This is a genomic window from Streptomyces sp. NPDC048603, assembly GCF_043199475.1.
Taxonomy (GTDB): domain Bacteria; phylum Actinomycetota; class Actinomycetes; order Streptomycetales; family Streptomycetaceae; genus Streptomyces.
The window spans coordinates 1-15243 of record NZ_JBICVY010000015.1; the positions used below are offsets into that span (position 1 = coordinate 1).

The window sequence follows — 15243 nt, forward strand, 5'->3', positions numbered from 1 at the left end:
GCCATCGCCGGAGGCGACGCGACAACGTCGCGCCCTTGACGCCGACGGCCGGCACGGAAGGACGATGAGGACTGACGGGCAGCCCCCGGGCACCCCCGTGACGCCGACCCAGCGGAGCCCCAGCACACCCCACCCCCGCCCCACCAGCCGGTTGGCCTGGGGCGTAGCCGCGGCCCAGTCCGGACCCGCCCGGCAGCCGTCTGCCGCCCAGCGGAACCCGCCGCCCTCCGCCCCCCACTTCCCCGCCCAGCGGCGGGTGACGGGCGGTGGGCGGGAGGAGCGCACGGGACGGTAGTGTCACCCCGCGTGATCGAAACGCTCGTATGGATCGTCGTGGGGCTCGCCGTCATCGGGGTGTACCTGAGCTGGACCGCTGGGCGGCTGGACCGGCTGCATGTGCGAATGGACGCGGCGCGGGCCGCGCTGGACGCGCAGCTCGTGCGGCGTGCGTCCGTGGCGGTGGAGGTGGCCACCTCCGGGGCGCTGGATCCCGCCTCCTCCCTGGTGCTGTACGAGGCCGCGCACGCGGCGCGGCAGGCCGAGGAGGAGCAGCGCGAGGTGGCCGAGAGCGAGTTGAGCCAGGCGCTGCGGGCCGTGTTCGGGGACGCCGCGCAGGTGGAGGCGCTCCGGGAGGCGCCCGGGGGTGAGGAAGCTGCCGAGGATCTGGCGGCGGCGGTCCGGCGGGTGCCGATGGCGCGGAGGTTCCACAACGACGCGGTGCGTGCCGCCCGCGCGCTGCGCACCCATCGGAAGGTCCGGTGGTTCAGACTGGCAGGACACGCGCCGTTTCCGCTGGCGTTCGAGATGGACGACGAGCCGCCCGCCCTGCTGGCGGACCGGCCCTGACCGACTACCGGCCTTGACTGACTACCGGCCCTGACCGGACTGAACTACCGGCCCTGACCGGCTACCGGCCTTGATCGGCCCTGGCCGGCCCCGGCCGGGCTTCCCGTACCGCATCGCCGGACCGGGGTTTTGTACCGGATGGCCAAGTCGGAAGGAGCCACCGGCTCCTTATTGGCTCTTGCAGTGGACTGGTCCCGGACGGTTTGCTCGGCCGAGTAGATCCGTACCTTTCGAGTGAGGTCACCCCGTGAGCACGCTTTCCCCCACCCCGCAGACCCCTGAGACCGGCACCGCCCGCGTGAAGCGTGGCATGGCCGAGCAGCTCAAGGGCGGTGTGATCATGGACGTGGTCAACGCCGAGCAGGCGAAGATCGCCGAGGACGCCGGCGCCGTGGCCGTCATGGCCCTGGAGCGGGTTCCCGCCGACATCCGCAAGGACGGCGGCGTCGCGCGGATGTCCGACCCGAACATGATCGAGGAGATCATCGGCGCGGTCTCCATCCCGGTCATGGCGAAGTCCCGCATCGGCCACTTCGTCGAGGCGCAGGTTCTGCAGTCGCTGGGCGTCGACTACATCGACGAGTCCGAGGTCCTCACCCCGGCCGACGAGGTCAACCACTCCGACAAGTGGGCCTTCACCACCCCGTTCGTGTGCGGCGCCACCAACCTGGGCGAGGCCCTGCGCCGTATCGCCGAGGGCGCGGCCATGATCCGCTCCAAGGGCGAGGCCGGCACCGGCAACGTCGTCGAGGCCGTTCGCCACCTGCGCCAGATCAAGAACGAGATCGCCAAGCTGCGCGGCTTCGACAACAACGAGCTGTTCGCCGCGGCCAAGGAGCTGCGCGCCCCGTACGAGCTGGTCAAGGAGGTTGCCGAGCTCGGCAAGCTCCCGGTCGTGCTGTTCTCCGCCGGTGGTGTCGCCACCCCGGCCGACGCCGCGCTGATGCGTCAGCTCGGTGCCGAGGGCGTCTTCGTCGGCTCCGGCATCTTCAAGTCGGGCGACCCGGCCAAGCGTGCCGCCGCCATCGTGAAGGCCACCACCTTCTACGACGACCCGAAGGTCATCGCGGACGCCTCCCGCAACCTGGGCGAGGCCATGGTCGGCATCAACTGCGACACCCTGCCCGAGGCCGAGCGCTACGCCAACCGCGGCTGGTAAGGCGTAACCCCGATGAACAATCCCCCCGTGATAGGCGTCCTGGCCCTGCAGGGCGACGTACGGGAGCACCTGATCGCCCTGGCCGCGGCGGACGCCGTGGCCAGGCCGGTCCGGCGCCCCGAGGAGCTCGCCGAGGTCGACGCCCTGGTCATTCCCGGCGGCGAGTCCACGACCATGTCGAAGCTCGCGGTCCTGTTCGGGATGCTGGAGCCGCTCCGCGAGCGGGTCCGGGCCGGCATGCCGGTCTACGGCACCTGCGCGGGCATGATCATGCTCGCCGACAAGATCCTGGACGGCCGTGAGGACCAGGAGACGCTCGGCGGCATCGACATGATCGTGCGCCGTAACGCCTTCGGGCGGCAGAACGAGTCCTTCGAGGCGCGGATCGAGTTCGCCGGCATCGACGGCGGTCCGGTCGAGGGCGTGTTCATCCGCGCGCCGTGGGTCGAGTCGGTCGGCGCCTCCGCCGAGGTCCTCGCCGAGTACGACGGCCACACGGTCGCCGTCCGCCAGGGCAACGTCCTGGCGACCTCGTTCCACCCCGAACTCACCGGAGACGACCGCGTGCACGCGTATTTCGTCGACATGGTGCGCGCAAGCGCCTGACCGCGTCCCGGTAGGATCGAGGCGAAACACTGTTGGTTACGCGAAGGAGACAGGCAGATGTCCGGCCACTCTAAATGGGCTACGACGAAGCACAAGAAGGCCGTGATCGATGCCAAGCGCGGCAAGCTCTTCGCGAAGCTGATCAAGAACATCGAGGTCGCGGCCCGTACGGGCGGCGCCGACCCGGACGGCAACCCGACCCTCTTCGACGCCATCCAGAAGGCCAAGAAGAGCTCGGTGCCGAACAAGAACATCGACTCCGCGGTCAAGCGCGGCGGCGGCCTCGAGGCCGGCGGCGTGGACTACGCGACGATCATGTACGAGGGCTACGGCCCGAACGGTGTCGCGGTGCTCATCGAGTGCCTCACCGACAACCGCAACCGTGCCGCCTCCGACGTGCGCGTCGCCATGACCCGCAACGGCGGCTCGATGGCCGACCCGGGCTCGGTCTCGTACCTGTTCAACCGCAAGGGCGTCGTCGTCCTGCCCAAGGGCGAGCTGTCCGAGGACGACGTCCTCGGTGCGGTGCTCGACGCGGGCGCCGAGGAGGTCAACGACCTCGGTGAGAACTTCGAGGTCATCAGCGAGGCCACCGACCTGGTCGCGGTCCGTACCGCGCTCCAGGAGGCCGGCATCGACTACGACTCGGCCGAGTCCAGCTTCGTCCCGACCATGCAGGTCGAGCTCGACGAAGAGGGCGCGCGCAAGATGTTCAAGCTGATCGACGCGCTGGAGGACAGCGACGACGTGCAGAACGTCTTCGCCAACTTCGACGTCAGCGACGAGGTCATGGAGAAGGTCGACGCCTGATCCGCGGCCTTCCGCGCAGCGGGCCGACGGGGACACACCCCCGTCGGCCCGCTGCGTTGTCAGACCTACCGGATAGCCTGCTCGGACGTGCAGGAACTGGTGAGCGAAGGAGGGGCCGGGTGCGAGTGTTGGGGGTGGACCCCGGTCTGACCCGGTGTGGTGTCGGTGTGGTCGAGGGGGTCGCCGGGCGTCCCCTGAAGATGCTCGGTGTGGGCGTCGTACGGACTCCCGCCGATGCGGACATCGGGATCCGGCTGGTCGAGATCGAGCGCGGCATCGAGCAGTGGCTGGAGGAGTTCCGGCCCGAACTTGTCGCCGTGGAGCGGGTGTTCAGCCAGCACAACGTGCGGACCGTGATGGGCACGGCGCAGGCCAGCGCCGTCGCCATGCTGTGCGCCGCGCGCCGCGGCATACCCGTCGCGCTGCACACCCCCAGCGAGGTGAAGGCGGCTGTCACCGGCAGCGGCCGGGCCGACAAGGCCCAGGTCGGGGCCATGGTGACCCGGCTGCTGCGGCTGGACGCCCCGCCGAAGCCGGCCGACGCCGCCGACGCGCTCGCCCTCGCCATCTGCCACATCTGGCGGGCCCCCGCCCAGAACCGCCTGCAGCAGGCCGTAGCCCTGCACGCCTCGAAAGGCCGAAGCGCATGATCGCCTTCGTCAGCGGCCCGGTGGCCGCTCTCGCCCCCACCAGCGCCGTGATCGAGGTGGGGGGCGTCGGCATGCTCGTCCACTGCACCCCCGCCACCCTCGCCCGGCTGCGGACCGGCGAGCAGGCCCGGCTCGCGACCTCGCTGGTCGTCCGTGAGGATTCGCTCACCCTCTACGGCTTCGCCGACGACGACGAGCGCCTGGTGTTCGAGCTGCTGCAGACGGCCAGCGGGGTCGGTCCGCGGCTCGCCCAGGCCATGCTCGGCGTGCACAGCCCCGACGCGCTGCGGACGGCCTTCGCGACGGGTGACGAGAAGGCGCTGACGGCGGTGCCGGGCATCGGCAAGAGGGGCGCGCAGAAGCTGCTGCTGGAGCTGAAGGACAAGCTGGGCGCCCCCCTGGGCACCGGCGGCCTGGTCGGCGCCCAGCGGGCCGCCTCCGGCCCGGCTCCCTGGACCGAGCAGCTCTCCGCCGCCCTCATCGGGCTGGGCTATGCCGCCCGCGAGGCCGAGGACGCCGTCGACGCGGTGTCCCCGCAGGCCGAGGCGGCCATCGCGGAGACCGGCTCGGCTCCGGTGCCGCAGCTCCTGCGGGCCGCCCTCCAGACCCTGAACCGGGCCCGCTAGAGACCGTCTGGCCACCGGCCGGGACCCAACCGCACACACCGAGAAGGCACATCGTGAACTGGGACGACGAGACCACCGCCGAGGCGGAGGCGCGGCTGGTCGGCGCGGACGCCGACCGGGACGACAGCGCCGTCGAGGCGGCGCTGCGGCCGAAGGACCTCGACGAGTTCGTCGGGCAGGAGAAGGTCCGGCAGCAGCTCGACCTCGTCCTCAAGGCCGCCCGGCAGCGCGGTGCCACCGCCGACCACGTGCTGCTCTCCGGGGCGCCCGGACTCGGCAAGACCACCCTGTCGATGATCATCGCCGCGGAGATGGGCGCCCCCATCCGGATCACCTCGGGCCCCGCCATCCAGCACGCCGGCGACCTCGCCGCGATCCTCTCCTCCCTCCAGGAGGGCGAGGTGCTCTTCCTCGACGAGATCCACCGCATGTCCCGGCCCGCCGAGGAGATGCTCTACATGGCGATGGAGGACTTCCGGGTCGACGTGATCGTCGGCAAGGGGCCCGGTGCCACCGCCATCCCGCTGGAGCTGCCGCCGTTCACCCTGGTCGGCGCCACCACCCGGGCCGGCCTGCTGCCCCCGCCGCTCCGCGACCGCTTCGGCTTCACCGGCCACATGGAGTTCTACGCCCCCGAGGAGCTGCAGCGGGTCATCCACCGCTCCGCCCGCCTCCTCGACGTGGAGATCGATGCCGACGGAGCCGCCGAGATCGCCGGACGTTCCCGCGGCACCCCCCGCATCGCCAACCGGCTGCTTCGCCGGGTCCGTGACTACGCGCAGGTCAAGGCCGACGGCGTGATCACCCGCGAGGTGGCGGGCACCGCCCTGCAGGTGTACGAGGTGGACGCGCGCGGCCTGGACCGGCTGGACCGGGCGGTGCTGGAGGCCCTGCTCAAGCTGTTCGGCGGCGGCCCCGTCGGCCTGTCCACCCTCGCGGTCGCCGTGGGGGAGGAGCGGGAGACCGTGGAGGAGGTCGCCGAGCCCTTCCTGGTGCGCGAGGGCCTGCTCGCCCGGACGCCGAGGGGACGGGTCGCCACCCCCGCGGCATGGGCTCATCTGGGGCTCGTCGCCCCCGGGGCACAAGGCGCCCAGCAGGGACTCTTCGGGGCGTGACGGCGCGGAGGTTCGCCCCGGTTGGAACTGCGGTGCCATGCTGGGCGTTGTTCCATCGGTGTGGACTCGCCTAGACTCCGCCGATGCCGACCCTGCAGGTCGGCATACCCACCCCCGTAGAAAAGGCCGCCCTCCGGCGCGGTCGTGCGAAGGATCTTCGTCTCGTGAACCTCGTGACCTTCCTCCCGTTCATCGTGCTCATCGGGGCGATGTTCCTGATGACCCGCTCTGCCAAGAAGAAGCAGCAGGCGGCCGCTCAGATGCGGGACCAGATGACCCCCGGCACCGGCGTCAGGACCATCGGCGGCATGTACGCCACGGTCAAGGAGATCGGTGACGACACCGTCACCCTCGAGGTGGCCCCCGGTGTCCACGCGATCTACGCGAAGAACGCCATCGGCGCCGTACTGGAGGACGACGAGTACAACCGCATCGTCCACGGTGCCACCGATGATCTGACCATCGACACGCCGGTCGTCCCGGACGACGCCTCCTCGCTGATCGAGTCCGCCGAGGACAAGACCGAGGACAAGACCGAGGCCAAGGCCGAGGACAAGGACGCCGACGCGGCCCCGAAGCTCGACCTGGGCAAGAAGGACGAGCCCAAGGGCGACGCCGAGGGCGGCGCGAAGTAACGCACCTGGCGGGGGACCCCGTGCCGTCCGACCGGCGGCCGCGGCGGTCCCCCGGACAGGCCCGTTTCTGCGGGGGGCAGGGGTCCCCACCACACATTTCGTGGCCGTACGCGCGCTGACCGAGCGCCGGACGGTTGGACAGGGAGATACGACAAAGGTGGCAGCACCGAAGAAGGGCCGGCGGCCCACGGGGGCTCAGGGGAGGCCGGGGCGCGCCCTGGCGATCATCCTGATCGCGATGGTGGCGCTCACCGCGGGGATGTTCCTCTCCAAGCAGACGACTCCGCGGCTGGGCATCGACCTCGCCGGCGGTACGAGCATCACGCTCAAGGCCAAGAACGAGCCCGGCAAGCCGAACGCGATCAACGAGACCAACATGAACACGGCGGTCGGGATCATCGACCGCCGCGTCAACGGTCTCGGCGTCTCGGAGGCGGAGGTCCAGACCCAGGGCCGCGACCACATCATCGTGAACATCCCCAAGGGGACGAACGAGAAGCAGGCTCGCGAGCAGGTCGGTACCACCGCCCAGCTGTACTTCCGCCCGGTCCTGGCCTACCAGGACATGGGCATGGCCCAGGAGCCCACTCCGACGGCCAGCCCCTCCGGTTCGCCGAGCGGCGCGCCCAGCGGCTCCCCGACCCCGTCCGCGAGCGCCTCGGGTTCCCCGAAGGCCGGTGACAACAAGGGCAAGTCCAGCCCGTCGGCCACGCCGTCGTCCAGCGCCACTTCGCAGGGCCGTGCCCTGACCGAGGGCCTCAAGGCCCCCGGCACGCCCACGCCGACCCCGTCGGCGGGCCAGTCGAAGAAGGCAGACGACAACAAGGCGACCGGTTCCCCGGCGGCGCCGACCCCGACGCCCAGCTCCTCGGCCCCCGCGGGCGCGGACAACGGCGCCGCAGCCCTGCAGGCGCAGTTCGCCACCCTCGACTGCACCAAGGAGAGCGTGCGGGCCACCGTCGGCAAGGCCGCCAAGCCGTCCGACCCCACCCTCGCCTGCGGCAAGCGCGGCGACAGCTGGGGCAAGTGGATCCTCGGCCCGGCCGGTGTCGAGGGCAAGGACGTGACCGAGGCCAAGGGCATCCTGGACCCGCAGCGCGGTGCCTGGATCGTCACGATGAAGTTCAACGACAAGGGCGCCGACAAGTTCGCGAAGATCACCGGTGAGCTGGCCGCGCAGCAGCCGCCGATGAACCAGTTCGCGATCGTGCTCGACGGCGAGGTCGTCTCCGACCCGTCGGTGAGCCAGGCCCTGACCGGCGGCAGCGCCGAGATCTCCGGCGGCTTCACCCAGCAGTCCGCGCAGGACCTGGGCAACATGCTCTCGTACGGCGCCCTGCCGCTGTCCTTCCAGGAGGACAGCGTCACCACCGTCACCTCGGCACTCGGCAGCGAGCAGCTGAAGGCCGGTCTGATCGCCGGCGCCATCGGCCTCGCCCTCGTCGTGATCTACCTGCTGGTGTACTACCGCGGGCTGTCGCTCATCGCGGTCGCCTCGCTGCTGGTCTCGGCGATCCTCACGTACACGATCATGGCGCTGCTCGGAAAGGGCATCGGCTTCGCGCTGAACCTGCCCGCCGTCTGTGGTGCGATCGTCGCGATCGGTATCACCGCGGACTCGTTCATCGTGTACTTCGAGCGCATCCGCGACGAGATCCGCGAGGGCCGCTCGCTGCAGTCCTCGGTGGAGCGGGCCTGGCCCCGCGCCCGGCGCACCATCCTGGTCTCCGACTTCGTGTCGTTCCTGGCGGCGGCCGTGCTGTTCATCGTCACCGTCGGCAAGGTGCAGGGCTTCGCCTTCACCCTGGGTCTGACCACCCTGCTCGACGTGGTCGTGGTGTTCCTCTTCACCAAGCCGATCATGACGCTGTTCGCACGGACGAAGTTCTTCGCCTCCGGGCACCCGTGGTCCGGACTGGACCCGAAGCGGCTCGGCGCCAAGCCGCCGCTGCGCCGGTCCCGCCGCTCCACCTCTGCCCCCGTCGACGTTAAGGAGGCGTGAGATGTCGAAGCTCGGAGATCTCGGCGCCAAGCTGTACCGCGGCGAGGTCGGGTACGACTTCGTCGGCAAGCGTTTCGTCTGGTACGGCGTTTCCGTTCTGATCACCATCACGGCGATCGTGGCCCTGGCCGTCCAGGGCCTCAACATGGGCATCGAGTTCAAGGGCGGTGCCGTCTTCACCACCCCGAAGACGGCCGTGTCCGTGGCCAAGGCCACCGAGGAGGCCGAGGAGGCGTCCGGTCACGACGCCATCGTCCAGAAGCTCGGCACCGGCGGCCTCCGCATCCAGATCTCCGGTCTGGACACGGACGCCGCGACCGACGTGAAGAAGCAGCTCGCCACCGAGCTGAAGATCGCCGAGAAGGACATCAACGCGGATCTGGTCGGCCCCAGCTGGGGCGAGCAGATCGCGAACAAGGCGTGGACCGGTCTCGGCGTGTTCATGGTCCTCGTGGTGATCTACCTGGCGATCGCCTTCGAATGGCGGATGGCCGTGGCCGCGCTGATCGCGCTCATCCACGACCTCACCATCACCGTCGGCATCTACGCCCTGGTCGGCTTCGAGGTCACCCCCGGTACGGTCATCGGTCTGCTGACCATCCTCGGCTACTCGCTGTACGACACCGTCGTGGTGTTCGACGGCCTCAAGGAGTCGACGCACGACATCACCAAGCAGACCCGCTTCACCTACAGCGAGCTGGCCAACAAGAGCATCAACGGCACCCTCGTCCGGTCCATCAACACCACCGTGGTGGCGCTGCTGCCGGTCGCCGGCCTGCTGTTCATCGGCGGCGGCGTGCTGGGCGCGGGCATGCTGAACGACATCTCGCTGTCGCTGTTCGTCGGCCTCGCGGCCGGTGCGTACTCCTCGATCTTCATCGCGACCCCGCTGGTCGTGGACCTCAAGGAGCGTGAGCCGACGATCAAGGCGCTGCGGAAGCGGGTGCTCGCCAAGCGGGCCTCGGCCGCCGCGAAGGGCGAGTCCGCGGACTACGACCCGGCCGACGGCGAGGGCGGCCCCGAGGTGGTCACCCAGGGCCGGACCACCGGCCGCACGACGGGCCGCGCGACGGGCCGGCGCCGGTGAGCGGGCGCCCCGGACCGGTCGCGGACGAGGTGCGCGAGCTGCTGCTCAGCCGGATCACGGACGTACCGGACTATCCGAAGCCGGGCGTGATGTTCAAGGACATCACCCCGCTGCTCGCGGACCCGGAGGCGTTCACCGCGCTGACCGAGGAGCTGTCCCGGATCGCGTCGGGCTGCGGGGCGACGAAGATCGTGGGCCTGGAGGCCCGCGGCTTCATCCTCGCGGCGCCGGTGGCGGTGCGGTCCGCCATCGGCTTCGTCCCGGTCCGCAAGGCCGGGAAGCTGCCGGGGGCGACGCTGGCGCAGTCGTACGACCTGGAGTACGGCACGGCCGAGATCGAGATCCACGCCGAGGCCCTGACGGCCGAGGACCGGGTGCTCGTCATCGACGACGTGCTGGCCACCGGCGGCACCGCCGAGGCCTCGCTGGAGCTGATCCGGCGGGCCGGGGCGCAGGTCGCGGGCGTGGCGGTGCTCATGGAACTGTCGTTCCTCAGCGGCCGCGTCCGGCTGGAGCGGGCCCTTGCGGGGGCCCCGCTCGACGCGCTGATCGTGGTCTAGGCACGGGCGGCTCCCACGCGGGCCGCCCGGTCGACCGAAGCGGCGGCTTCCCCCCACTCGGAGGAAGCCGCCGCTTCGGCGTTCCCGCGGCCGTCCCGGTTCGCGGGGGCCCGGGGCCTGGTGGAGGGTGTGGAGGGAGGGGGTCCGCATGGCGGCCGGGGGGAACGTCTGTCGGCGCGGCTCGCTACCATGGGTTATCCGGACCTGACCGGGGCCCCGGATCCTCCCCCGGACTGCGTCCGGTGGGACCCCCAGAGGAGCGCTCTTGCCAGACGAGGTCCAGCCCATCTCCGCCGCGCAGCCCGACCCGAAGGCCGAGCAGCCCCAGGCGGCCGCGGCCGCGCCCAAGCCGGCGCCGCCCGCCGTGCCGCCCCGTTCTGCGCCGCTGAAGCCCGCCGGGTCCTCCAACCGGGTGCGTGCCCGCCTCGCCCGTCTCGGCGTCCAGCGTTCGAGCCCGTACAACCCGGTGCTGGAACCTCTGCTCCGTATAGTCCGCAGCAACGACCCCAAGATCGAGACGGCCACGCTCCGCCAGATCGAGCAGGCGTACCAGGTCGCGGAGCGCTGGCACCGCGGTCAGAAGCGCAAGAGCGGCGACCCGTACATCACCCATCCGCTCGCGGTGACCACCATCCTCGCCGAGCTCGGCATGGACCCGGCCACCCTGATGGCCGGACTGCTGCACGACACCGTCGAGGACACCGAGTACGGCCTGGAGCAGCTCCGCCGCGACTTCGGCGACGCCGTCGCCCTGCTCGTGGACGGCGTCACCAAGCTGGACAAGGTCAAGTTCGGCGAGGCCGCCCAGGCCGAGACGGTCCGCAAGATGGTCGTGGCCATGGCCAAGGACCCCCGGGTCCTGGTGATCAAGCTGGCCGACCGTCTGCACAACATGCGCACCATGCGCTACCTCAAGCGGGAGAAGCAGGAGAAGAAGGCCCGCGAGACCCTCGAGATCTACGCGCCGCTGGCCCACCGCCTCGGCATGAACACGATCAAGTGGGAGCTCGAGGACCTCGCCTTCGCGATCCTCTACCCGAAGATGTACGACGAGATCGTCCGGCTCGTCGCCGAGCGCGCGCCCAAGCGGGACGAGTACCTCGCGGTGGTCACCGACGAGGTGATGGTCGACCTGCGGGCCGCCCGGATCAAGGCCACCGTCACCGGCCGCCCCAAGCACTATTACAGCGTCTACCAGAAGATGATCGTCCGCGGCCGTGACTTCGCGGAGATCTACGACCTGGTGGGCATCCGCGTCCTCGTGGACACCGTCCGCGACTGCTACGCGGCCCTCGGCACCGTCCACGCGCGATGGAATCCGGTCCCCGGCCGGTTCAAGGACTACATCGCGATGCCCAAGTTCAACATGTACCAGTCGCTCCACACGACGGTCATCGGGCCCAGCGGCAAGCCGGTCGAACTCCAGATCCGCACCTTCGACATGCACCGCCGCGCCGAGTACGGCATCGCCGCGCACTGGAAGTACAAGCAGGAGACCGTCGCCGGCAGCTCCAAGATCCGCACGGACGTCCCCAAGGCCGCCAAGGGCAGCGCCGGCCAGGACACCGTCAACGACATGGCCTGGCTGCGCCAGCTCCTGGACTGGCAGAAGGAGACCGAGGACCCGGGCGAGTTCCTGGAGTCCCTGCGCTTCGACCTGTCCCGCCACGAGGTGTTCGTCTTCACCCCCAAGGGCGACGTCATCGCGCTGCCCGCCGGTGCCACCCCGGTCGACTTCGCCTTCGCCGTGCACACCGAGGTCGGCTACCGGACCATAGGCGCCCGGGTCAACGGCCGCCTGGTGCCGCTCGAATCCACCCTGGACAACGGCGACCTGGTCGAGGTCTTCACCTCCAAGGCGGAGGGCGCCGGCCCGTCCCGCGACTGGCTCGGATTCGTCAAGTCCCCGCGCGCCCGCAACAAGATCCGCGCCTGGTTCTCCAAGGAACGCCGGGACGAGGCCATCGAGCAGGGCAAGGACGCCATCGCGCGGGCCATGCGCAAGCAGAACCTGCCGATCCAGCGGATCCTGACGGGCGACTCCCTGGTCACCCTCGCGCACGAGATGCGCTACCCGGACATCTCCTCCCTCTACGCCGCCATCGGCGAGGGTCACGTCTCCGCACAGGCCGTGGTCCAGAAGCTGGTGCAGGCGCTCGGCGGCGAGGAGGCCGCGGGCGAGGAGATCGAGGAGAGCGTCCCGCCGTCGCGCAGCCGCGGCAAGCGCCGCGGCAGTGCCGACCCGGGCGTGGTGGTCAAGGGCGTCGACGACGTCTGGGTGAAGCTGGCCCGCTGCTGCACCCCCGTGCCCGGCGACCCGATCATCGGGTTCGTCACCCGCGGCAGCGGCGTATCGGTTCACCGTGCCGACTGCGTCAACGTGGACTCGCTCTCGCAGCAGCCCGAGCGGATCCTCGAGGTCGAGTGGGCACCGACCCAGTCCTCCGTCTTCCTGGTCGCCATCCAGGTCGAGGCGCTGGACCGGTCCCGCCTGCTGTCGGACGTCACCCGGGTCCTCTCCGACCAGCACGTCAACATCCTGTCCGCGGCCGTCCAGACCTCCCGCGACCGGGTCGCCACCTCCCGCTTCACCTTCGAGATGGGCGACCCCAAGCACCTGGGCCATGTCCTGAAGGCCGTTCGGGGCGTGGAGGGCGTCTACGACGTCTACCGCGTGACTTCTGCCAGGAGACCGTGATCAGAGCCTGACCCGGCCCCGGCCGTCCCTTCCGGGGGAGCGGCGCCGGAGACGCGAGGGCCCCGGTACGGAAGATCGGAGATCCGTACCGGGGCCCTCGCGCTTCAGCCGCGACAGCGGGAGAGGCAGGCGTCAGCCGCCGAACTCCTCCAGGCCCTTCAGGGCCTGGTCCAGCAGGGCCTGGCGGCCCTCCAGCTCACGCGCCAGCTTGTCGGCCTTGGCGTTGTTGCCCGCCGCGCGCGCCGCGTCGATCTGCTCGCGCAGCTTGTCGACGGCCGCCTGCAGCTGGCCCGTCAGACCGGCCGCGCGGGCCCGCGCCTCCGGGTTCGTACGGCGCCACTCGGCCTCCTCGGCCTCCTGGAGCGCGCGCTCCACCGCGTGCATTCGGCCCTCGACCTTCGGACGGGCGTCCCGCGGGACGTGGCCGATGGCCTCCCAGCGCTCGTTGACGGAGCGGAACGAGGCCCGGGCCGCCTTCAGGTCCGTCACCGGGACGAGCTTCTCGGCCTCGTCGGCCAGCTCCTCCTTCAGCTTCAGGTTCTCCACCTGCTCGGCGTCACGTACGGCGAACACCTCGCCGCGCGCCGCGAAGAACACGTCCTGGGCACCGCGGAAGCGGTTCCACAGGTCGTCCTCCGACTCGCGCTGCGCACGGCCGGCCGCCTTCCAGTCCGCCATCAGCTCGCGGTAGCGGGCCGCCGTCGGACCCCAGTCGGTCGACTTCGACAGCGACTCGGCCTCCGCGACCAGCCGCTCCTTGACCTTGCGGGCGTCCTCGCGCTGCGAGTCCAGCGCGGCGAAGTGCGCCTTGCGGCGCTTGGAGAAGGCCGACCGGGCGTGCGAGAACCGGTGCCACAGTTCGTCGTCCGACTTGCGGTCCAGGCGGGGCAGGCCCTTCCAGGTGTCCACCAGCGCGCGCAGCCGCTCGCCGGCCGAGCGCCACTGGTCGCTCTGGGCCAGCTGCTCCGCCTCGGTGACCAGGTCCTCCTTGGCCTTCCGGGCCTCGTCGGTCTGCTTGGCCTTGGCGACCTTGCGCTCCTCGCGGCGCGACTCCACGGCCGCGACCAGCTTGTCCAGCCGGGTGCCGAGCGCCGCGAGGTCACCCACCGCGTGGTGCTCCTCCACCTGCTGGCGGATGTGGTCGATCGCGGTCTGCGCGTCCTTCGCGGACAGATCGGTGGTCCGCACCCGCCGCTCGAGGAGGCCGATCTCGACCACCAGGCCCTCGTACTTGCGCTCGAAGTAGGCCAGGGCCTCCTCGGGGGTGCCCGCCTGCCACGAGCCGACGACCTTCTCGCCATCGGCGGTTCGCACGTACACGGTGCCCGTCTCGTCGACGCGGCCCCACGGGTCGCTGCTCACAGCGCCTCCTCCACCTGATGCCCGTACGGGGATCACCCCTCGGCATCGTCCACAGTTCCAGGGGGCGGGCAGCGCCCGCCCTGCACAACGCAAACATAGGCGACCGCCGGGCCGGCTGTCCGCATCCCGCACGACGGAATATCGCTGCGGGGTGCGGCGGCCTGGCCCGGGGCGCCGGGACGGTCAGTTCTTGGTGACCGTGGCCTTCTCGATGGTGACGCCCTTCTTCGGGGCGATGCCGCCCTCGACGGTGCCCTCCTTGGCGACGTCCTGGACGATCTTCAGACCGGCCGCGTCGAGCTTGCCGAACGGGGTGTACGTCGGGGTGAGCGGGCTGTCCTTGTAGACCAGGAAGAACTGGCTGCCGCCCGAGCCCGGCTGACCGGTGTTGGCCATGGCCACGGTACCGGCCGGGTAGATCACCTGGCCGGTCTCGTTGGCCTTGCCCAGCGCGTCCAGGTTCTCGTCCGGGATGGTGTAGCCGGGGCCGCCCATGCCGGTGCCCTCAGGGTCGCCGCACTGCAGCACGAAGATGCCCTCGGTGGTCAGCCGGTGGCACTTGGTGCCGTCGAAGTAGCCCTTGTCGGCGAGCGACTTGAAGGAATTCACGGTCTGCGGGGTCTTCGCCGCGTCCATGTCGATCTTGATCTCGCCCTGGTTCGTCTTCAGCGAGAACGTGTACTTCGCCTTGGCGTCGATCGCCATCGCAGGCGACGGGGACTGCTTCGGCGTCGGCGCCGCCGACGGGGAGTTCGAGGCGCTGGGCTCACCGGAGTCCTCACTGCTGAACACCCCGCCCACGGCCAGGCCGATCAGCAGTGCCACCACCACGGCCGCGGCCGCGCTGATCACCGCCGTCCGCCTGCGCGTCTTCTGCCGTGCCTCGGCGCGGCGCTTCTGCTGACGCTCGTACTTCTCCCTGGCGAGCTGACGCCGCCGCTGATCGCTCGTGACCACCTGGGTCGTCTCCTTGTGCATGTCCGGTACCAATGTGCGGGCAGGGTCAGGCCGTACCGTATATGGGTTCGCTGTGTGATGAGCGGCGCCGGTAGGCTCTGATCTGCAGCATTTCCTGCTGACCCGCCCA

The 15243-nt window shown here is 70.7% G+C and carries 14 protein-coding genes; 12 read left to right on the forward strand and 2 right to left on the reverse strand.

Annotation, left to right across the window (positions count from 1 at the left end):
• Positions 1-306 precede the first annotated feature (306 nt).
• The 12 genes from ACGFQ9_RS31235 to ACGFQ9_RS31290 all read left to right on the forward strand — a co-directional run bounded on the left by ACGFQ9_RS31235 (position 307) and on the right by ACGFQ9_RS31290 (position 12794).
• On the forward strand, positions 307-846 hold the full coding sequence (locus tag ACGFQ9_RS31235; RefSeq protein ID WP_393578473.1) for a hypothetical protein: 540 nt from the start codon (positions 307-309) through the stop codon (positions 844-846).
• 247 nt (positions 847-1093) lie between these two features.
• Positions 1094-2005 (forward strand): pyridoxal 5'-phosphate synthase lyase subunit PdxS, encoded by a 912-nt coding sequence (gene pdxS, locus ACGFQ9_RS31240; protein WP_393578474.1) that lies wholly within the window; start codon positions 1094-1096, stop codon positions 2003-2005.
• A 12-nt stretch (positions 2006-2017) separates the two neighbouring features.
• Entirely contained in the window at positions 2018-2611 is a 594-nt protein-coding gene (gene pdxT / locus ACGFQ9_RS31245) for a pyridoxal 5'-phosphate synthase glutaminase subunit PdxT (protein ID WP_393578476.1), read from the forward strand.
• A gap of 57 nt (positions 2612-2668) precedes the next feature.
• Positions 2669-3421 carry a YebC/PmpR family DNA-binding transcriptional regulator gene (locus ACGFQ9_RS31250; protein ID WP_393578478.1) on the forward strand — a complete coding sequence of 251 codons (753 nt, stop codon included), beginning with the start codon at positions 2669-2671 and terminating at the stop codon, positions 3419-3421.
• Positions 3422-3540: 119 nt separating this feature from the next.
• Positions 3541-4071 carry a crossover junction endodeoxyribonuclease RuvC gene (gene ruvC / locus ACGFQ9_RS31255; protein ID WP_393578480.1) on the forward strand — a complete coding sequence of 177 codons (531 nt, stop codon included), beginning with the start codon at positions 3541-3543 and terminating at the stop codon, positions 4069-4071.
• A complete protein-coding gene (gene ruvA, locus ACGFQ9_RS31260; protein ID WP_393578481.1) occupies positions 4068-4697 on the forward strand; it encodes a Holliday junction branch migration protein RuvA in 630 nt (209 codons plus the stop codon). Before ruvC ends, ruvA begins: the two co-directional genes overlap by 4 nt.
• A gap of 53 nt (positions 4698-4750) precedes the next feature.
• Positions 4751-5812: a Holliday junction branch migration DNA helicase RuvB gene (gene ruvB / locus ACGFQ9_RS31265; RefSeq protein WP_393578483.1), complete on the forward strand. Its 1062-nt coding sequence runs from the start codon at positions 4751-4753 to the stop codon at positions 5810-5812.
• Between the two features lie 164 nt (positions 5813-5976).
• Positions 5977-6447 carry a preprotein translocase subunit YajC gene (yajC, locus tag ACGFQ9_RS31270; protein WP_393578485.1) on the forward strand — a complete coding sequence of 157 codons (471 nt, stop codon included), beginning with the start codon at positions 5977-5979 and terminating at the stop codon, positions 6445-6447.
• 157 nt (positions 6448-6604) lie between these two features.
• Entirely contained in the window at positions 6605-8449 is a 1845-nt protein-coding gene (secD, locus tag ACGFQ9_RS31275; RefSeq protein ID WP_393578487.1) for a protein translocase subunit SecD, read from the forward strand.
• A 1-nt stretch (position 8450) separates the two neighbouring features.
• Positions 8451-9536 (forward strand): protein translocase subunit SecF, encoded by a 1086-nt coding sequence (gene secF, locus ACGFQ9_RS31280; RefSeq protein ID WP_393578489.1) that lies wholly within the window; start codon positions 8451-8453, stop codon positions 9534-9536.
• Entirely contained in the window at positions 9533-10096 is a 564-nt protein-coding gene (locus ACGFQ9_RS31285) for an adenine phosphoribosyltransferase (protein WP_393578490.1), read from the forward strand. Before secF ends, ACGFQ9_RS31285 begins: the two co-directional genes overlap by 4 nt.
• A 265-nt stretch (positions 10097-10361) precedes the next feature.
• Positions 10362-12794: a RelA/SpoT family protein gene (locus ACGFQ9_RS31290; RefSeq protein WP_393578492.1), complete on the forward strand. Its 2433-nt coding sequence runs from the start codon at positions 10362-10364 to the stop codon at positions 12792-12794.
• Positions 12795-12926: 132 nt separating this feature from the next.
• Here ACGFQ9_RS31290 and ACGFQ9_RS31295 read toward each other — a convergent pair whose 3' ends face one another.
• On the reverse strand, positions 12927-14156 hold the full coding sequence (locus ACGFQ9_RS31295) for a DUF349 domain-containing protein (RefSeq protein ID WP_393578494.1): 1230 nt from the start codon (positions 14154-14156) through the stop codon (positions 12927-12929).
• 183 nt (positions 14157-14339) lie between these two features.
• Positions 14340-15113: a peptidylprolyl isomerase gene (locus ACGFQ9_RS31300; RefSeq protein WP_393578734.1), complete on the reverse strand. Its 774-nt coding sequence runs from the start codon at positions 15111-15113 to the stop codon at positions 14340-14342.
• Positions 15114-15243: the final 130 nt, after the last annotated feature.

Excerpts from the sequence above, each read along its gene's own strand:
- pdxT (WP_393578476.1), top strand. The coding sequence starts at position 2,018 with ATGAACAATCCCCCCGTGATAGGCGTCCTGGCCCTGCAGGGCGACGTA.
- ACGFQ9_RS31250 (WP_393578478.1), top strand. The coding sequence starts at position 2,669 with ATGTCCGGCCACTCTAAATGGGCTACGACGAAGCACAAGAAGGCCGTG.
- ruvA (WP_393578481.1), top strand. The coding sequence starts at position 4,068 with ATGATCGCCTTCGTCAGCGGCCCGGTGGCCGCTCTCGCCCCCACCAGC.
- secF (WP_393578489.1), top strand. The coding sequence starts at position 8,451 with ATGTCGAAGCTCGGAGATCTCGGCGCCAAGCTGTACCGCGGCGAGGTC.